Source organism: Priestia megaterium NBRC 15308 = ATCC 14581, from assembly GCF_000832985.1.
Taxonomy (GTDB): domain Bacteria; phylum Bacillota; class Bacilli; order Bacillales; family Bacillaceae_H; genus Priestia; species Priestia megaterium.
This window is the reverse complement of sequence record NZ_CP009920.1, coordinates 5204264-5223682: the sequence shown is the minus strand read 5'-3', so window position 1 is coordinate 5223682 and position 19419 is coordinate 5204264. Positions and strand designations below refer to the sequence as shown.

The window sequence follows — 19419 nt, the reverse complement described above, 5'->3', positions numbered from 1 at the left end:
AACAAAATTGTTAAAGCTAAATTTGATTTCCAATTGGAGCTGAAGGGTTTGCAATTTGATCTTGATCACTTACATCAGGATCTAACACGCCCGTATTCATTTGAGAGCAAGTAGGAGAGAAGTTACCTAAAGAGAAATTCGCGCCGTTAAACTTTGAGTTCGCCGTGTGACTGTTTTGAATGGTGGAACCAAAATCAATATTTGCGTTTTGCGTGACACCGTTTGTTACGATATTAAAAACGTTAATTTGAAGAGGCATAAAGAGACTCCTTACTGTTTTTATTCATTCTACTCCAACAGTCTATTGCGTTCAGAGAGAATGTATTCACCGTTTGTCGTCATGCTGTTGACAAGCATTGCCCTATATCACTGCTGATAACCATTGACATGATCAACGTTTGCAATATCTGTTTGGTCATTTGTATCAGGATCGATATAAATGTTTCGCATTTTCGAGGAAGCAGGTGAGACATCGCCATAAGAAGAGTTCGTACCAGTGGATTTTGAATGAGCCGTGTGACTGTTATGGAGTGCTTCGCCAATGTTGACAGAACCGTTGCTTGAGATACTGTTGATCTTTAAATTATAAATGTTAATAACACTTGGCATTCGCTCTCACCCTTTTCTATGGTTGATTAATGTATCCTATGATGATAAGTGCCTAAACGTTCACAATTCCTCATAACTAAAATCGCCTTTTCCGATTGAAGGAAAAAGCGATTGAGAGAGGATTACTTAATGATATGATGGGCTTATGAAATGGGTGCAATACGATAATTCTTTTTTTCTAAAATGTAAGAGATGCTTTGTTGGACAGTGGAAAATGTTCGCCAATTAAACTGAGAATCTACAAGCGAAAGAGCCATTTTTGAAGAAAGACCCACAATAAGGCAAGTGGTACCAATCAAACGCAAAGCATCGTGAAGCGTGTTAATATAATAACCGTGTTCTTCATCTAACGAATGAAGGGAAGATAAATCAATAAGCAAATAGCGCGCCTGTTCTTTTACAACTGCCTCCAATACCGTTTCAGTTAGCTTCTTACCACGTTCTATATCCATCTTACCGGTAATAGGCACAGCTAAAACCTCGTCCCATATTTTTAATAAAGGTGTAGACAAATCCTCAATTAACCGTTCTTTTTCAAGCTCTGCTTCGGCTTGATCTGTAAAGTCTAATAGCATAAGCAAGTAGCCATAACGCTCGCCGTCTTTTGTATCAATAGGGTGAATCACGGCTTCTGCTACGTATTGACTGCCAATCGTTATACGCGTTCGGTAGGTTGTATGAAGAGAGGTGAGTAATTTTTCCGCTTCTTCAGAATTGGAATGAAAGAAGTCCATATGCTTTCCAATTAACTCTTCGATATGAGATAACTGGTAGATTGGAAGTACTGGCTGGAGTGTTTCAATTGCTCTTGCATTCATCCACTGCACACGATAGTCTTTATCCGCAATAATCATGGTTTCTTGAATATTTTCTAAAATCAAATGGCCATTAAGCTTTTGTGGAAGTCGTCCAATTCCATTCATTCTCCATCTCTCCTTATGTGTGTATTAAGTTTATGTACATCTACTTTATATTTTACAGTGAAAAGAATAAAGAAGGCTATAAGAAATTTATTAACGTATATAGGGATTATGGTATGTAAAAAAACGTTGGAGTAAGCACTCTCTTCAATTAAAAAACTCCCCTGTGCAAAAGGGGAGGCCACCTTACTCATATGATTTAATAAAATCAACGTTGTATTTTTCAACACTTGATAAGTAGGAATCTCTAAATGATGAATCAGGCGTATACCATGACTTTTCATAAAAATAGGCTTGAAGATCTTTCGATTTAAATACATACCCATGCCGCGCATAGATTTCATTTCGAGCTAGCCTTAGTTCACTCGAGCTCAAACTGCTAATATCACTATAGCTTAATTTGTAAGAATCCGAACCAGGAAGAATATAAGAGCTTGAAGTAGCATAAGAGCGCGGCCCAGGCACGATCACTTCTCGTTCTTTTATGACGGTTTTTTCCTTTTCGACGGGCGGCGTTTGTATATTTAACATAATACTTTCTTCACTTTGAATAGTGTAGGGACTGCTTTTGAACGTTGTGCCGTCTTTTTGCACTTCTGCATGAACAGTGACGCTTCCATCCGTGGCAACAGGCCCTATTTGTGATGAGCTATTCACCTGCAGTCCCGTGCTTTTTCCATTTACGAATAAAACAGCGTCATCTCTATTCGATGAGATTGTAACGTAAGCGCCTTTAAATACCACAGATATATTTTCTTCTTTTTGTCGGTGAAAATTTACAGTGGTTTGGTCTGTAAGTTTTCCATAAGAGCTTTCATAAAAAGCCGTAAGCGGGTAATTTCCAATCATAAAAGGCCCTATTTTTTGCGTTTGATTCTTGGATATCGATTGTTTTGTATCATTGACTATAACCGTTGCATCCTCTGGCGTGGTGAGGGAGATATAATATGATGACGGTACAACCACGTACTGTTTTTTGAAGAGTAGTGAATGTTTCTGTTCTTTTATTGTAAAGTAGATGCTCGATTTATTTTTTAAATCATTTTCAACATCTCGTAAAATAGAACCATCGGAAGTTGCGTCTAACAGAGCTTGAATAGATGTGTCATTAATAACTATAGTAGACTGCGAAGAGTCTAACAACTCTCTTAACACAGCTGTATCTTTCGATTCTAATGCCTCAATAAAGCGGTCAGCCGTCTTTTCTTCTGAGCCAGAGAAAAAGAAATAAAATACAAAAGTTAAAAGAAGTATAAGCGCAATACCCCCGCCAATATACCAGCTCTTTTTATGCTTGGCTGCAGCTGGCGACACGGTGAAAGAAAAGCCGCAGTTATTGCAAAATAATTGGTCTGTGCTTGCACTGGCCCCGCATTTTGGACATTGATTCATTCACACCATTCCTTTCTTTTTATTTCATTAAATGTATGGAATGTGTAGGTAAAACAGACCATTAAATTGGAAAAAGAATAGATTCAACAAGAAAGATAAATACACCAAACATGCACAGAAAAGGTGAGGTATGCTATGATAAGAACTATATATTAATCCGATAGGGACACTCTGTCATATAAAAAGGAGATGAAGCAAATGAGTGTTTCATTTGTAAATAAAAATCAAGAGTCTACGTATGAAAAATTGCTGCCTCTAGTCGAAAAATTTAAGAAACGAGCTTTTAAAATAGATGAAGAAGGTACGTTTCCCTTTGAAAATATTCAAGAGTTAAAAGAAGCGGGCTATACACGTCTTTCTCTCGAAAGCAAATATGGCGGAAATGAATTACGCCTTTATGATTTTTTATTATTTCAAGAATTAATTGCTCAAGGAGATGCTTCTACGGCTCTTAGTATTGGATGGCATATGGGGATTACAATGGACTTGCGTGAAAAACAGCCTTGGAATCAGCAAATGCTCGATTTTATTTTTAAAGAAATAGAAAAAGGTGCACTTATTAACACCGCTGCAACTGAACCGAAGACGGGAAGTCCTACTCGAGGAGGAAAACCGGAAACGACAGCCGTAAAAACAAAAGAAGGCTGGCGAATCAATGGCCGAAAAACATTCACCACGATGTCTCCAGTGTTAAATTATTTTTTGGTAAAAGCAAGCATTGAAGGTGAAGAAGAGATCGGCTTATTTTTAATTCCTCGTGAAACAAGCGGACTTTTAATAGAAGAAACATGGGATATGATTGCAATGCGCGGAACAGGAAGTCATGATCTTGTGCTAGAAAACGTCGATATTAAACACGACTTTCTTGTTGAACGCCTCGGTGGTTTTAAAAAGAATGAGCCAAGCGGCTGGCTACTTCATATACCAGCTTGCTACATGGGTACAGCCATCGCAGCAAGAGATTATGCTGTCGCATTTGCTACAGAATATTCGCCTAATAGTATTGAAGGAACGATTAGCGAATTGCCAAATGTGCAGCGGTTAGTAGGAGAGATGGAACTTGAACTTATGCAAGCGCGTCACTTTATGTACAGCGTGGCAAGTAAATGGGATGAAACCAGCGACCGAGCAGCATTAGCGGGAGAGTTAGCAGCTGTCAAACACGTAGTGACCAATAGTGCCTGTACGATTGTCGACAAAGCAATGCGCATCGTGGGGGCGAGAAGCTTGCAGCGCAGTAATCCGCTGCAGCGCTATTATAGAGACGTGCGTGCTGGGCTTCACAACCCTCCAATGGATGATATGACGATTGTTAATTTAGCGAAGCAGGCGTTTGCTAGATAAAACTTAATAACATGTTAAATGATGAAAAACTGCTTATTATAGGCTATTCTATAATAAGCAGTTTTTTCGTTGCAAGAGGAGGAATTGGAGATGAAGTCCGTAAGAGAAATTCAGCTGACACCCTATAATATCGCGTGGGAAAAGAAATTTTCAAAAGAAGCTGCCACCTTAACAACTATAATGTCAGCTCAAGTTTTAGAGGTTCATCATATCGGAAGCACTGCTGTTCCCGGCTTAAGCGCAAAACCGATTATTGATTTACTTATTGAAGTGAAAGATATAAAGAAAGTAGATACATATAATCAGAGGATGGAGCAGCTTGGTTACGAAGCGAAAGGTGAAAACGGCATAAAAGGAAGACGATACTTCCAAAAAGGCGGAAATGAAAGAACGCACCATGTTCATATTTATGAAAAAGGTCATCCAGAAATTAATCGGCATATATGGTTTCGAGATTATCTGCGAACTCACCCTGATACAGCAAAAGAATACGAAACGTTGAAAATAGAACTAGCGCATCGCTATCGCTTTGAACCAGAAAAATATGTGGAAAATAAAACGAATTTTATTCATAAAATAGATGTGCTAGCTTTAAAATGGAGAAAGGGAAGCAGCAATAAGAATAGGAAAGATGATCTTAGATAAAAAGGAGGAACGAGCTTGACTCCAGTTCTAAATCGACAGACAAATACAGGAAAAAAGAAAAAAACAATATGGATCAGCCTGATATCCTTTGTTATTCTTTGTTTTGTACTTTGTACGGCAATTTCTCTTTATGTAGGCATAAGCCTGACAAAACTAGATAAAAATCCTGCTGTGAAAAATCCTGGTGATTACGGCATGTACTATAGCAATCAAGTATTTTTGAGCAAAGACGGAATAACCCATTTAAAAGGATGGATGATTGAACCAACGGAACAGCCAAAAGCGACCATTATTATGTCACATGGATACGGAAATAACCGTGAAGCACAAGGAGCTGGCTTTCTGCCGCTGAGTAAGGAATTTGTAAAAGCGGGATATCGAGTAGTCATGTTTGACTTTAGAGATTCAGGAGACTCAGAAGGAAATCAAACAACGATTGGTGTAAAAGAACAGCTCGATTTATTAGGCGTTATTCAGAAAATGAAAGAAACAACAAAAGAGCCAATTGTGCTCTACGGCATTTCAATGGGAGCAGCTACTTCTTTATTAGCAGCTTCTCAAGAGGACGACGTAAAAGCGGTGATAGCCGACAGTCCTTTTAGTGATTTAACCTCTTATTTAAAAGAAAATCTATCTGTATGGTCTCATTTACCAAACTTTCCGTTTACACCGCTAACAATTGCTATTCTTCCTGTTATTGCAGATGCAAATCCTGCTGAAGCTAGTCCTATTAAAGCAGTCGAGCATATTTACCCTCGACCAATTTTATTTATACACAGCACAGGAGATACAAAAATTCCTTACACTGAAAGTGAAAAAATGGCTAAAACGCACCCGGATGCTTTTCACTTCTGGAAAACTGATAAAGCAGAACATGTTCAAAATTATCATATATACAAAAAAGAATATGTAAAGCGCGTATTATCTTTTATTGAGCAATCACTGTAAAAAAAGAGGCTGGGACAAAAATATTTTAGACGAAATGTAAAACGAACCATTGATCAAGACTTTTGATTAGTGGTTCGTTTTTTTGTTAGGACAAACGTAGATTTCATGTGTGTAAATCTTTCTAGCTGTTGACGAAGACTCCTGCGGGAAAAGCGGAACAGGTGAGACCCCGCAGGAGCGAAAGCGACGAGGCTCAGCGGCCGCCCGCGGAAAGCGAAGCCTTGCACGGCAATCAGCTGCGGTGTCTCAAACAGTTCAGCTCATATATCCAATTTGTTCATCTTGAGATGGGATTCGTTTCGTTATGTCTCAACCTCTTTTAGCCGTTGATTTTACCTTGTTCTATAAGCTCAGCATGTAAATTACGAAGAATGTAGGTTTTATAACTTTCTAGCTTTCTTCCATCGATTTTAGAGATATTGGCCGCTTTTAACTGCTGAACAAACCAGCCCTTTGAATAGATATGAGCCATTGTTAATCACTCCTTCAAAAAGATCCACTCTAAATAATTAACTATATTCATAAAAGGAACTAAAAAGAAGTGAACGAGGCAAATGAATTGACGTTCATTTTTTGCAGCGTTATACTGCTCTACAGCTACTTATAAAGGAGGAAATGAACAATGAGTAAACAGTATATAAACGTAAATGGCGTTAATTTGCACTACATAAGCAAGGGACAAGGAGATCTTATGCTATTTCTTCATGGGTTTCCTGACTTCTCGCATATTTGGCGACACCAGATAGATGAATTTTCTAATGATTTTCACACAGTTGCTTTGGATTTAAGAGGATATAATCTATCTGAAAAGCCAAGCGGACTAGAATCATACGAAATTGATGTATTAGTAGAAGATATTCGCCAAGTGATTGAAGGTTTAGGATATAGCTCCTGCACGCTAGTTGTACACGACTGGGGAGCAGGAATCGGCTGGACATTTGCTTATCGCTACCCTGAATATGTACAAAAATTAATTGCTTTTAACGGTCCGCACCCTTATACATTTATGCGTGAGCTTAGAACAAATAAAAATCAGCAAAAAGCAAGTGAATATATGAAATGGTTTCAAAAACAAGAAGCACAGGACTATATGGAACGAGATAATTTCTCAGGTTTGCGTAAGCTTGTGATCGACCCAGGCGTAAAAAAAGGATATCTAACAGCTGATGATGTTCAAGCATACGTGAACTCTTGGGAAAATGGCTCTGTGCTGTCCATGCTAAGTTATTACCGCAACTTAAAGATTTTCACAGAAGAAGACCTTCAAAGAAAATCTTTGTTTCCGTTAGAAGAAGAAGTGTTAAACATCCCGGTACAAATTATTTGGGGAAATCAAGATCCTACTTTTATGCCTGAAAACTTAGATGGTATTGAAGAATATGTACCAAACATATCTGTTCACCGATTAGGTGAAGCATCTCATGCCCCTCAGCATGAAAAGCCTCACGAAGTAAACGACGTGATGTGGAATTTTTTAAATAAGTAAAGATAAAAAGAGGCTCAGACAAAAGTAGTTTAGGTGAAAGAAAATCCGAACGATGAATTGAAATTCTTGATAGAGAATCCAACTCGTTCGGATTTTTTTATTGCGCAGGTTTCATATATATAGTGGTTTCTAGCTGTTGATTGGAGGGAAAGGCGAAGACTCCTGCAGGAAAGACCCCGCGGGGCGCAAACGACGAGAAGGCTCAGCGGCTGCCTGCAGAAAGCGAAGTCTTGAACGGAAATCAACAGTGGTATTAAAAGTAATTCATACTAACTCATTTATCCCATTTGTTCGTCTTTAAATTGAATTTATCTTGTTCTGTCTCAATTTCTTTTTCGGTTAAATTTAAAATATTTATTCAAAAAGTGATCCAAATGAATAAGGTGTTCGTTAGGTAAATAGAAAAGGAAGTACTTCTTAAGAAAAGGCGGTTAAAAACTTTTTTTAAAAAAGTGATCCAACGTCACTCAGCGATCGTTTAGTAAATAGAAAGAGAATACTTCCTAAAAAGGATCATTAAATGTGAGGGAACATGAAAGTTTAATATATATAATATTCAAAATGTTCAATCTATTTAATGGTTTAAGATGTAGTAAGAATGAAAAAAGTGGCGTACATCAACTAAAAATGAGGAGAGTGGAAAATGATGAAATTAAGTAAAAAATTAATGATCCCTGTACTAGGAGCTTCACTATTGATGCCGACTATTGCAAATGCGGAGGAAGTAAAACCAACGGCAGTAACAAAAGCTTCAGATCTACGAGCGAACTTAGACTACCTATTATCTGAACACTTTACGCTTGCCGTTGCCGCTATGACAACAGCCTATGACGGTTCTAAAGATGCTGACGCTGCGTTCAAAGCATTGGATCAAAATGCCGTCGACATGGAGCCAGCTATTGCTTCTATCTATGGTGATCAAGGAGCGGCTGAATTTGAACGAATTTTCAGAGAACACAACAATTACACAGATGATTTTGTAAAAGCAACAAAAGAAAACGACAAAGAAGCCATGGCGGAAGTAGATAAAGAAGTAGATCAATTCGTGAATGAATTTGCTGAATTTTTAAGCACTGCTACGGAAGGTAAACTACCTGAAGATGCAGCAAAAGAAGCGCTTCGCGTGCACGAAGATCAAGTAAAAGAAACGTTTGAAGATTATGTAGAAGGTGACTATGAGGCAGCCGCGAAGACATACCGCGAAGGATATCAGCAAATGTTCGCAATTAGTAAAGCGTTATCAAATGCAATTGTAACGCAAATGCCTGATAAATTCGACAATACAAAAGTAGATACACCAGCAGCAGATTTACGTTCTTCATTAAACAGCTTAGCAGCAGAACATTTTGCTCTAGCAACAATGGGAATGGAAAAAGGGTTTAACGGTTCAAAAGATTACGACTATGTTAGCTGGTTAGAAAATGCTAACACAGCAGATTTTAAAGCTGCAATTGGCTCAGTATATGGCGATGAAGGAGCTGCACAATTCGAAAAAATTTGGCAAGGAGATCACATCAATGCCCAAGCTGAATTAGTAAGTGCACAAGTAAAAGGCGATGAAGCAGGAGAAAAAGCTGCAAAAGATAAGCTCCATAAATTCGCGCAAGAATTTGGTACATTCTTAGGAACAGCAACAGATGGAAACCTTCCAACTGCAGACGCACAGGCAGCTATAAAAGCACACGAAGATACGGTTATTAAAACATTTGAACAATATGCATCCGGTGACTACGCTGGAAGTTATGATACGTATCGTGAAGGGTATAAATTAATGTTTGGTGTTGGCCAAGCTTTAGGTGAAGCAATCGTAAAACAAAACCCCGATAAGTTTGCTGAAACAGCTATGCCAACAGATATGCCGAAAACAGGTATGGGCGGGGCATCTGAATCAACGATGAACCCACTAACAGCGATCTATATTGCACTAGGTTCGTTAGCTGTGTTAACAGCTGGAGTGATTTTACGCAAGAAACCAGTAAGCAAATAATATTTTTTCTCCTTTTCCTTATGTTTTACAAGTCAAGAGTCCTGAAAAAAAGAAGAGAGGTTGTTCTCCCTTCTTTTTTATAAACAGCTGTGAAATGAGGTGACGATGTGAAAAAAGCGATTGTTCTCGCCTACTGTATATTAAGTTTAGTCCTGCTTGTTAGCGGGGGACTATATTTTAAAGAACAAATGGTAGAAGCCAAAGAAACAAAGCAACAGGCTGCAGCTAAGCAAAAAGAAAAAGAAGCACAATCAAAGGATCTAAAAAGCCGGGTAACGCTGGAAGAAGAATTTGCTGTACTAAAAAAGCATAAAACAGAAGCCAAACAGTTAAACAAAGAATTTAAAGGAATCATTCCTGAAAAAATGTCCATTCCTGCTGTTCATGTGGAGGCTTCAATTGAACAAGTAGGAATATTAGACAGCGGTGAAATGGCAGCTCCATCTACAGAAAATGGAGTTGCTTGGTTTGAACCAGGAGCTAAACCTGGCGTAAAAGGAAATGCTGTATTAGCAGGACACGTAGACAGTAAAACCGGCCCTGCAGTCTTTTACAACCTAAAAAACTTAAAAAAAGACGATGAAATTACCGTCAGAGATGCACAGGGAACCACGCTTACTTTTGTTGTTAAACGTATAAAAAGCTATCCGCGAGATAAGGCACCTCTAAACGAAATTTTTGGGTACAGCAACAAACGTAATTTAAATTTAATTACGTGCACAGGCACGTTTGACCGTGCGGAAGGAACCCATCAAGAGAGGTTAGTTGTCTATACAGAACTAAAAGCTGACCAAGCAAAAGAATTGGAGCGTGAAGCAAATGCACCACAAACTCCTACACATGTAAAGATGAGTGGTAATTTGCTTACGTGGTACGCGGTACCAGAAGGTAATATTATCGGCTACCGAATTTATAAAAAGAATCCAGGCGGAACATTTGTCCATATTGGCAGCGTTTCGGAATTTGAGCGAAAAAGCTTTGCTGACTCCGACGCATCTCAAGCTCGTTACTATGTAACAGCTGTTAATGAGTCAGGAAAAGAGTCCGCTCCGTCTAGTATAGCGAAATAACAAAAAGCTCTCCTTAAACGGAGAGCTTTTTGTTATTTTTGATTGTCGATTAAAAAGATATCTTCTGCCTTTCTATTTATCTAAATGCTATTAGTTTTAATAGATAAATAAAAATTCCTTAAAAATAATACTTGAATAATATAAATATTCAGATTATTATGTACTAATAGTCTTTTTGGTAATTAAAAGGAAAAACCTAAAAAGAATCTAAACGAAAAAGGAGAGAAAGCATGGCACAACCTAATTTGCAGACAGAGCAAAAATCATATCCAACAACTTTTCTAGACAAACTATTAGGAAGAGTAGAAGCAATCGGAAACAAACTACCTGATCCTTTTATTTTGTTTGTATGTCTAGCGCTTATTATCGTAGTAGCATCTGTTGCTATTAATAGTATCGGAGTAACGGTGGTCCATCCCGGTACTAATAAGACTCTTCCAATTAAAAGTTTGTTGTCGCACGAAGGCATTCAGTATATCTTAACATCGATGCTGACCAATTTCACTGAATTTAAGCCCCTAGGACTTGTACTTGCTATGATGCTTGGAGTCGGACTTGCAGAAAAAGTAGGTCTGCTTGAAGTGGCCATAAAGAAAACGATTTTAAATGCTCCAAAAGCTCTTATTACATACGCCATCATTTTTACAGGAATTATGGCCAACTTAGCGGCAGATGCTGCTTTTGTCATCGTGCCTCCTCTTGCCGCAATGATTTTTTATACAGTAGGAAGGCACCCGCTTGCTGGATTAGCAGCAGGATTTGCTGGGGTGGGATCAGGCTTTACAGCGAATCTTATTATATCCGGAACCGACGGATTGTTATCAGGCATTTCTACTGAAGCTGCTAAAACAATTGACCCAAGCGCTGCTGTCAGTCCTGCAGCAAACTGGTATTTCATGGCGGCTTCTGTATTTGTTTTGACCGTTATAGGAGCGATGGTCACCGAAAAGATTGTCGAACCTAGGCTGGGCAATTATAAAGGAAAAAAACGCAATGATTTTGGTGAAATTAGTGAGGCAGAAGCAAAAGGGTTAAAAAACAGTATCGTTGCTACATGTATTTATGTCGCTGTACTAGCTGTTTTCTTATTTTGGCCCAACTCTCCTCTACGAAATGAAGACGGTGGAATTGTTCCATCTCCTTTTTTAGATGGTATCATTCCGATCACGCTGCTGTTTTTTGTAGTAGTTGGCTCTGTTTACGGAATAACAGTAGGGAAAATCAAAAGTTCTAGAGATGTACCCGCTTATATGACTGATTCGATGAAAGATATGGCTAGCTATATTGTCCTTATTTTTGCGGCTGCTCAATTTATCGCTTACTTTAATTGGACTAATATTGGAACGTGGATTGCAGTAGAAGGAGCGGATGCATTAAAAGCACTAAATCTAACTGGACTTCCAGTTGTGGTTGGTTTTGTATTTTTAACTGTTGTTCTAAGCCTTCTTATTTTTAGCGGCTCCGCTCAATGGGCACTAGAAGCACCTATTTTTATTCCATTGTTCATGCTGTTAGGCTACAACCCTGGATTTATTCAAGCGGCATACCGAATAGCGGATTCTTCCACGAATGTAATCACTCCTTTAAATCCATATATGATTGTTATTTTAGCCTTTATGAAAGAATACGAGCCTAAGGCAGGGCTTGGCACAATTATTTCACTTATGCTTCCTTATACTCTAGCTTTTTTAGGGATTTGGATTGTTATGTTGCTTATTTTTGCTGTATTCGGTATTCCTCTGGGGCCTGGTGTATATATGTATTTGTAAAGAAAAATCCTCTTCTACTCCAAGAAGAGGATTTTTTATGTCAGAAAATATAACACGAATAAAAAATAGTTCAGCTTATGTGTACGTAGGAGAATACATAAGAAAAAGAAAACACTATAAAAAACAAAAGTTTTCTGAATAAATTTGCAAAAAGTAGTTGCTAAATACATATAAATCAAATATGATAGTAAACATAACAAAAGATGTTATATAATCTAACATTAGATTCAGGGGTTATTTATTCGTACTTAAGGGGGAAATCATCATGCAAATGGGCGATTCAGTATTTATGTTTTTTTCAGCATTATTGGTTTGGATTATGACACCAGCTATTGCATTGTTTTACGGGGGCATGGTTCGAAGTAAAAACATGTTAAGTACCGCGATGTATAGCGTAGGTTCCTTAGCTGTTATATCCGTTCTTTGGATAGTAGCAGGCTATTCGTTAGCTTTTTCGACCGGTGGCAATGCTTTTATTGGTAACTTGGACTGGGTGGGATTAAAAGGAGTCGGGTTCACTCCAAACGGGGACTACAGTGCTACGATCCCGCATAATATGTTTATGATGTTTCAGCTGACATTTGCTGTACTAACAGTAGCTATTATCTCTGGGGCTTTTGCAGAGCGCATGAAGTTTTCAGCATTTATCTTATTTGCTATCCTATGGTCATTATTTGTATATGCACCAGTTGCACACTGGGTTTGGGGAGTTGGCGGCTGGCTTCGTGAACTAGGAGCTATTGACTTTGCCGGAGGAAACGTCGTTCACATTTCGTCAGGTGTAGCAGGATTAGTTCTAGCTCTTGTTGTTGGAAAACGAAAAAATGCCGATGCCGCAGCACCTCACAATTTACCGTTAACTCTTTTAGGCGGAATGCTGATTTGGTTCGGGTGGTTTGGTTTTAACGTTGGAAGTTCTTTAACTATTAACAGCGTTGCAATGACGGCTTTTATTAACACGAATACAGCGGCAGCAACAGGAATTATCGGCTGGCTTGTAGTAGAGTGGATTATCAATAAAAAACCTACGCTGCTTGGAGCCGTTTCGGGAGCAATTGCTGGACTTGTAGCTATCACACCAGCTTGTGGATTCGTTACACCGTTTGCTTCTATTGTAATTGGTTTTATCGGCGGAGCGGTTTGTTTCTGGGGTATCTTCTCACTTAAAAAGAAAATCGGTTACGACGATGCGTTAGATGCATTTGGTCTTCACGGTATTGGGGGAACGTGGGGAGGTATCGCAACAGGTTTATTTGCCACAACTTCTGTAAATGACGCCGGTGCGAATGGTTTATTCTACGGAGATCCAAGTCTACTTTGGAAACAGCTGGTGGCTATCGTAGCAACGTATCTATTTGTCGGCATTGCTACATTCATTATTGTTAAAGTGGTTGGATTAATCGTATCTCTGCGTGCGACACAAGAAGAAGAAACGCTTGGGCTTGATATTACGCTGCACGGTGAAAGAGCGTATCACGAATCGAATATGTAAAAGGGGTGGGCACAGTGAGTGATGTTTTAACAAAAATTGAAATTATTACACGCCCTTCAAAGTTTGAAGAGCTTAAGCAAGAACTAGCGAAAATTGGCGTTAGCGGTATCACAGTTACAGATGCGCTGGGATGCGGGTTGCAAAAAGGCATTACGGAACTTTATAGAGGCGTTAAAAAACAAGACAATATGCACGCACGAATTAAAGTAGAAATTGTGGTGTGCGAAGTTCCAGTATCTGACGTTGTTGATAAAGCAAGAAAAGTACTAAATACAGGTCAGCCTGGAGATGGGAAAATATTTATCTATGAATTAAAAAATGCGATTAAGATCCGAACAGGGGAAGAGGGATCACAGGCATTACGAAATAATAGTTAAAGTCGGGGAGAAGTAGAAAACAAAGGGTCACATATAAGAGGCTTGGACAAAAGTATGTTAGCCAAAGTGAAAAACGAACCGTTAGTCAACATGTTTGATTAACGGTTCGTTTTCTTTGTTATGTTAAACATACATCTGTTTCGTTCCTTCTAGCAGCTGATTGGAAAGAAAGGCGAAGACTCCTGTAGGAAAAGCGGAACAGACGAGACCCCACAGGAGCGCAAGCGACTGCCCGCGGAAAGCGAAGTCTTGCGCAGAAATCAATGGCGGTGTCACAAGCAGTTCAGCTCACGTATCTCATTTGTTAGCCTTTAGATTGGATTCATTTCGTTATGTCCCAGCCTCTTTTTTAGGTTAAATAGGTGCAAAGCATGTTTTCGTAGGGTGACATGCTTTTTGTTCCATGTACTAGCCATTGGGCGAACGCTTATGATGAACCCTACTATGCTTATGCTAGATGAACCTTCTATGGGGCTTGCTCCTATCATTGTAGAACAAATATTTGAAATCATTATAGAATTAAATAAAAGCGGAATGACCATTTTACTCGTTGAACAAAACGCTTATCAAGCACTGCAAATCGCACACCGAGGCTATGTGATTCAAACGGGAGAAATTATTCTACAAGGAAAAGGGACGGAATTAATTCATAATGAAAAAATAAAAGAAGCTTATTTAGCTTAAAAAACAAGGGATGATTTGGATAAAGCAGGCAAGCATTGCTATTATCTGGTTTAGTTTCTTAATTAAGTAGGGAACATTTAAAATAAGATTATTGAATAAGTGAGTAATTAGGCAACCCCCTAGATGAAAGAAATGATTCAATTTAAACCTTTTTTATAAAAAACAAAAAAAGTTGAAACTTTTTTCATTAAAAAACGTTTATTAAAGTAATAGAAAAAAATGGGTACGGTTATTTACACTCAAAAAGGAAGTGAGAGCGTGGCGACGCTGAAAACTAATTATTTGACTGACTTATGCTTAATCTATAGAGAAAGTCAATTTTATGTACTGCAAATACCTAGTTTCTACAAAAAAATGGCTAGCAAATACTTTCAGTTTCAGCCTCAAGAAAAAATTATCGCGTATTTACACAGCTCTTTTATAGCAGGCCTAGATAAAAGGGGAATTTGCCTTACAAATAAGGGGATTTACTGGAAAAGCAGAGGGATGAAAAAAGGAAAAATGTTATGGGAAGAGTTCGCTAACATTCAATCCATTACCATTCGAAAAGAAGAAATGATTTGTTTTAATGACGTGGAGAAATTTCAAGTCAATCAAAACGATTACTCAGCTAGAAAGCTAGTATCTCTATTAAAAAAAATCAAGAAATTTATTCGCACTCATTCCCATGAATATATGTGTCAAGACTATATATATCCGTGTGTATCCTCAAAAGAATTAACTTCTATTTGTTCATCTTTTCAAATTCATCAAACCCCTGATCCAAAAGATGTGTTGTCGGTAGAAGGACAGCTATGTGAAGAAGTTGAAAAAGAGATGCGAAACAGGCTCTACTTACCTGCTAAAGAAAAAATTGTAGCTCATTTAAATACATATCCTCTTCAAAAAACCGAAGGGATTACCGTTTGTTCTAAAGGAATTTATTTCTCAAAATCTTTTAAAACAGTTTACTACCCTTGGCACTTATTTCGCCACGTGAGTATTTCAGTGGAAACCGAGGAATTAAAAATTGCGAAAAAACATTCGTTATCTCTCAACTCAGCTGCCGTGTCAAGCGGGGAAGTAATGCTGTTTCTGAAACAGATTAAACAACATGTGCAGGCTTTGCATGAAAAAGAAGTCGACATTAAACCAGATAATAAGTTTGCATGGAAAATGTTAATTTAAAAAACAGGTTACGCGTAATCTGTTTTTTTTATTTTGTAGTTCTTTAGAATCATTTATTTGGAATGTTGAAAGACATCATACAAGTAAACAAGACTAGAATATTGGAAGTTAAGAAATTTTTTCCATGACTATAAGGTTAATTTTACCAAAAACTCTTTCCTGTTTGGATAATTATGCTAAAATAGAGCTCGAGTTTATTTTAAGGAGCTGACAACAAGATGGAACGTAATTATTCAATTGATTTTATTAAGTTTTTTGCTACAGTGTTTGTGGTTTGTATTCATGTTAATCCATCACATGACGATTTCTTTTTAGGGAACCAGGAAAATGTGCTAGATGTCATTGTTGACACATTTGCACGATTCGCGGTTCCTTTTTTCTTTATTGTATCAGGTTATTTGTTTATGAATAAAATCCAAAAGCATCCAAAGCCTTCTGCATACTTAAAAAAATACACGTGGAATATTTCAAAGCTTTATGCATGTTGGTTCATCTTTTATTTATTGTTTGGTGTAGTTCTGCGCTTATTTCAGAACCACGGAACATTAGCAGAACGAAAAGATGCAGTAGCTGATTATTTAACATCATCCATCACATTCAAAGATATTTTTTATTATGGAAGTGACACAAGCGGATTTCAGCTTTGGTACTTGATTGCATTAATTTGGGCTGTTGTCATCGTTTTCTTATTTCAACGATGGAAAAAGATTGGCTTATTAATGTTTATCAGCACCGTATTATATGTAACTGGGTTATTTGGGCAGTCTTATTCTTTATTTTTTCCACTTTCTTTTCAAACGAGAGATGCCCTGTTCTTTGGTTTGTTCTATACAGTATTAGGAGCTATGTTTGCCCTTTATGGTAAGCAAATTCTGTCAGTATTAAACGCAAGGCCAATGATTTATTTAGCCAGCTTTTTTGTGTTTTCAGCGTTAGAGATCGTCGAACGTTACTGGTTGGTTAATATCCAGCATAGCAAGCCCGGAGACTACTTTATTTCTACGATTTTTTTATCGGCATCATTGTTTTTATTCGTATTGAGCAGTCCAAGTCTTGGCAAAAACTCATTTTTTTCAAAAGTTGGGAAAAATTCAGTTGGCATTTATGTAGTGCATATATGTATATTAAATGAGACCTATCGATTGCTTCGTTCTATAGATTCTTCTTTCTTTACGAATAGTGTCGTTGCCTACGTACTCATCGTTCCAGCAGTTTTTTGGTGCTCGTACTATTTATATAGAGGAATTCAATGGACAAAGGGAAAATTACATGTAAAGCCGCACAAACATTCATTTACAAAGCTACAGCATAAATAAAAAGAGCTGGCTAACTAAGCCAGCTCTTTTTATGATGCAATAGCGTACAAAAGCTGCCTTTGCAGTTGAGGGGATAAAGAAATATTTTGATACAATTCGTAAATATGATGTTCGTTCCGGTGATAACAAATCCAATCCTTGTATGTTCCTTTTAAGAAGATGCGAAAAAACACGATTCGCTTATTCGTGCCACCTGTTTTTAATTCAATTTTCAAATCATCTGTTTCTAATGTATACTGTACTGTAGAAGAGGAAAGAGCAAGTTTAGTTGTTTTTTTACTTGTTTTAATGAATTCGGCAAGTTCAATGATCTTCATTTTTTTACCTCACTCTATTGTAAATTAGGGGTATCTTATAGGTATGATGTGTACAAAGAAAATAGAATCGTTTTTTTATAGTTTAGAAGAATGATCTTCAGCCCCTTCGTTAAGGGATTTGTATAAAAGGTTGACGTTTTCTTTGAATACAAATAAAATGCATATTAAGAAGTATTTCCCTCATTGTAACTACAGAAAAAGAAGAATTAAGGGGGCTCAATATGTTGACTGACTTAGTTGTAAGTCAAAAAGTAGTCAAGGTAAATGAATTTACTGTTGTAGGAGTGCCTATTCGAACAGATGAACCTGTGGAAGAAACGGGCACAGGTCTTATTCCAGAGCACTGGCAGACTTTTTATAAACAACAGTTAGCTAATAAAATTGCCAATAAAGTAAATGGTAATACATTTGCTCTTTATACAGAATTTGAATATGATCAAAAAATGGATTTTACATTTGCTCTCGGATATGAAGTTTTACCCGGCGGCGAACTGAAAGATGATATGAGAGAGTTCATCATCCCGGAAGGTGAATACATGGTGTTTACAACAGCTGTTGGGCCAGCTAGACAGGTAGTCGTAGAGGCTTGGGCTTATATTCGCGAGTGGGCTAAAAAAAATCATCGTGCCTATAAAATAGATTTTGAATTATATGATGAACGCTGTATTGATCCTGAGTACAGTCAAGTTGATATTTATGTTTCAATTTAATAGCTAGTTTTGCTAAGTAGTTAAGATGCAGAGAAACGTTTTTGCTGCGTTCTTACTTTTAACGATAGGAATAAAAAGGGGTTTAGCGAGAGTGATCAGCAACGATTTATTACAAGCTTTAAAAGACGGATATAAACAGAGAATTAAATGGGTACTTATAAGTCAAATGGCACTGTTCATCACCGTAGCAGTCATACTTGTATCAAATTTTGTCACTAAATTTTCGTTTAACCAATTAAGCTTTATTTTTGTTTTGGTTAGTATAAGTTCGCTGTTATCAGGGGTAGAGCATGTATTGTTAAAACGTGAGAAGTGGCAATGGATTTTTGATTTTATTTTAGCTGCCTTTTTTATTGGTTTATCTATTTTTTTACACCGTTAAAGCGCCTGGTTCAGCGCTTTTTTATTTTGAGCAGCTTGGCACGCAATTTTCGGGCCTTTCTAGTATAAACAAAAATAGGTATTTATGACGAAAATAGTCAGAAAATTTAGTAAAAAAGTCTTGTATCTTGTCTTTATTTCGATTATGATAAGTTTACACCCTTCGTATTCACTCCTTTGGATGTCAGTACCTCTATTTTTACACTACAGAAAAGAGGTGAAGTCATTTCTTCAGTTTTCTTGCTAGCCTGCATACTAACCCTTTTAGCTATTTTATTTAGTAGCAACTACCCTCAAAATTAAAGGAGAGATCCGCGCTTATGTCAAAAGCTCCTGTAAAAAACGAAATTGAACTTCAACTATCTGAAACGCACTTTTTTCAACTGCTTGATTTAATTTATTTAGGTAACTGGATGGTCACAGCATGTTCTGGAGTGGAAGATGAGCATGCACAAGAATATACGGATGTAGAAAAACAAATGTTTTCTCATGCAGAGCCTTTCCTTGAAAAAGGACCTTTTCACACGCTAAACAGTGAGGTTATGTTTACAGAAGAACATGAAGATTCTCTTCAAGATATTATTGGAGAATACGATAACGAAGTGTTTTGGGAAGCGCTAGCCTATCGCATGGCTAAACGAGATGTGATAGAACAAATAGGACCCATTAAAGAAATAAAAAATGAAGTTTTTATGCAAATTTTTCATCGAGAAATGGAGTATATACGAGAGTTTGAGACAAATGGAATTAAACGAATAACCGTACCTCCTTTGCAGTAAAGGAGACAAATCGGCTTTCAAATTTG

At 37.5% G+C, this 19419-nt stretch carries 20 protein-coding genes and 1 pseudogene; 15 read left to right on the top strand and 6 right to left on the bottom strand.

Going from position 1 to position 19419, the window contains the following annotated elements:
• Positions 1–16: 16 nt before the first annotated feature.
• From BG04_RS26820 to BG04_RS26800, 4 genes are all read right to left on the bottom strand, one after another.
• On the bottom strand, positions 17–259 hold the full coding sequence (locus BG04_RS26820; RefSeq protein WP_013057626.1) for a spore germination protein: 243 nt from the start codon (positions 257–259) through the stop codon (positions 17–19).
• A 107-nt stretch (positions 260–366) separates the two neighbouring features.
• A complete protein-coding gene (locus BG04_RS26815; RefSeq protein WP_013057625.1) occupies positions 367–609 on the bottom strand; it encodes a spore germination protein in 243 nt (80 codons plus the stop codon).
• Positions 610–752: 143 nt separating this feature from the next.
• Positions 753–1532, bottom strand: coding sequence for an STAS domain-containing protein (locus BG04_RS26810; RefSeq protein ID WP_013057624.1), 780 nt, complete (start codon positions 1530–1532; stop codon positions 753–755).
• A gap of 183 nt (positions 1533–1715) precedes the next feature.
• Positions 1716–2921: a TcaA 3rd/4th domain-containing protein gene (locus tag BG04_RS26800; protein WP_034650934.1), complete on the bottom strand. Its 1206-nt coding sequence runs from the start codon at positions 2919–2921 to the stop codon at positions 1716–1718.
• A gap of 198 nt (positions 2922–3119) precedes the next feature.
• On the opposite strand from BG04_RS26800, the gene BG04_RS26795 reads away from it, so the two are divergent.
• From BG04_RS26795 to BG04_RS26785, 3 genes are all read left to right on the top strand, one after another.
• The gene (locus BG04_RS26795; RefSeq protein WP_034650937.1) at positions 3120–4265 is read left to right on the top strand and encodes an acyl-CoA dehydrogenase family protein; all 1146 of its coding nucleotides are present in this window, start codon (positions 3120–3122) and stop codon (positions 4263–4265) included.
• A gap of 90 nt (positions 4266–4355) precedes the next feature.
• Positions 4356–4910: a GrpB family protein gene (locus BG04_RS26790; RefSeq protein WP_034650940.1), complete on the top strand. Its 555-nt coding sequence runs from the start codon at positions 4356–4358 to the stop codon at positions 4908–4910.
• A 15-nt stretch (positions 4911–4925) separates the two neighbouring features.
• Positions 4926–5858 carry an alpha/beta hydrolase gene (locus BG04_RS26785; protein ID WP_034650943.1) on the top strand — a complete coding sequence of 311 codons (933 nt, stop codon included), beginning with the start codon at positions 4926–4928 and terminating at the stop codon, positions 5856–5858.
• 319 nt (positions 5859–6177) lie between these two features.
• On the opposite strand, the gene BG04_RS30105 is transcribed toward BG04_RS26785, so the two are convergent.
• Entirely contained in the window at positions 6178–6330 is a 153-nt protein-coding gene (locus tag BG04_RS30105) for a YflJ family protein (RefSeq protein ID WP_080743170.1), read from the bottom strand.
• A gap of 150 nt (positions 6331–6480) precedes the next feature.
• On the opposite strand from BG04_RS30105, the gene BG04_RS26780 reads away from it, so the two are divergent.
• The 9 genes and pseudogenes from BG04_RS26780 (at position 6481) to BG04_RS26740 (ending at position 17206) form a co-directional block, all read left to right on the top strand.
• Positions 6481–7344 (top strand): alpha/beta fold hydrolase, encoded by an 864-nt coding sequence (locus BG04_RS26780; protein WP_034650945.1) that lies wholly within the window; start codon positions 6481–6483, stop codon positions 7342–7344.
• 643 nt (positions 7345–7987) lie between these two features.
• Positions 7988–9331 (top strand): hypothetical protein, encoded by a 1344-nt coding sequence (locus BG04_RS26775; protein ID WP_034650947.1) that lies wholly within the window; start codon positions 7988–7990, stop codon positions 9329–9331.
• 107 nt (positions 9332–9438) lie between these two features.
• Positions 9439–10401, top strand: coding sequence for a class F sortase (locus tag BG04_RS26770; RefSeq protein ID WP_034650949.1), 963 nt, complete (start codon positions 9439–9441; stop codon positions 10399–10401).
• A 230-nt stretch (positions 10402–10631) separates the two neighbouring features.
• Positions 10632–12170, top strand: a complete 1539-nt coding sequence (locus tag BG04_RS26765) for an AbgT family transporter (RefSeq protein WP_034650951.1) — start codon at positions 10632–10634, stop codon at positions 12168–12170.
• Between the two features lie 265 nt (positions 12171–12435).
• Complete coding sequence (locus BG04_RS26760; protein ID WP_034650955.1) at positions 12436–13662, top strand: ammonium transporter; 1227 nt, start codon at positions 12436–12438, stop codon at positions 13660–13662.
• A 14-nt stretch (positions 13663–13676) separates the two neighbouring features.
• Positions 13677–14039, top strand: coding sequence for a P-II family nitrogen regulator (locus BG04_RS26755; protein ID WP_013057611.1), 363 nt, complete (start codon positions 13677–13679; stop codon positions 14037–14039).
• A gap of 405 nt (positions 14040–14444) precedes the next feature.
• A pseudogene (locus BG04_RS26750) lies at positions 14445–14723 on the top strand (ATP-binding cassette domain-containing protein); the annotation flags it as partial.
• Between the two features lie 258 nt (positions 14724–14981).
• Positions 14982–15890: a hypothetical protein gene (locus tag BG04_RS26745; protein ID WP_034650958.1), complete on the top strand. Its 909-nt coding sequence runs from the start codon at positions 14982–14984 to the stop codon at positions 15888–15890.
• A gap of 218 nt (positions 15891–16108) precedes the next feature.
• Positions 16109–17206 carry an acyltransferase gene (locus BG04_RS26740; protein ID WP_034650961.1) on the top strand — a complete coding sequence of 366 codons (1098 nt, stop codon included), beginning with the start codon at positions 16109–16111 and terminating at the stop codon, positions 17204–17206.
• A 29-nt stretch (positions 17207–17235) separates the two neighbouring features.
• Here BG04_RS26740 and BG04_RS26735 read toward each other — a convergent pair whose 3' ends face one another.
• Positions 17236–17523, bottom strand: a complete 288-nt coding sequence (locus BG04_RS26735; RefSeq protein ID WP_013057603.1) for a hypothetical protein — start codon at positions 17521–17523, stop codon at positions 17236–17238.
• Positions 17524–17744: 221 nt separating this feature from the next.
• Between BG04_RS26735 and BG04_RS26730 the strand changes: the two genes are divergently transcribed.
• The 3 genes from BG04_RS26730 to BG04_RS26720 all read left to right on the top strand — a co-directional run bounded on the left by BG04_RS26730 (position 17745) and on the right by BG04_RS26720 (position 19393).
• A complete protein-coding gene (locus BG04_RS26730) occupies positions 17745–18233 on the top strand; it encodes a GyrI-like domain-containing protein (RefSeq protein ID WP_013083710.1) in 489 nt (162 codons plus the stop codon).
• A gap of 91 nt (positions 18234–18324) precedes the next feature.
• Positions 18325–18615 carry a hypothetical protein gene (locus BG04_RS26725; protein WP_013057601.1) on the top strand — a complete coding sequence of 97 codons (291 nt, stop codon included), beginning with the start codon at positions 18325–18327 and terminating at the stop codon, positions 18613–18615.
• 319 nt (positions 18616–18934) lie between these two features.
• A complete protein-coding gene (locus BG04_RS26720; protein WP_034650965.1) occupies positions 18935–19393 on the top strand; it encodes a hypothetical protein in 459 nt (152 codons plus the stop codon).
• The last annotated feature ends 26 nt before the right edge of the window (positions 19394–19419 follow it).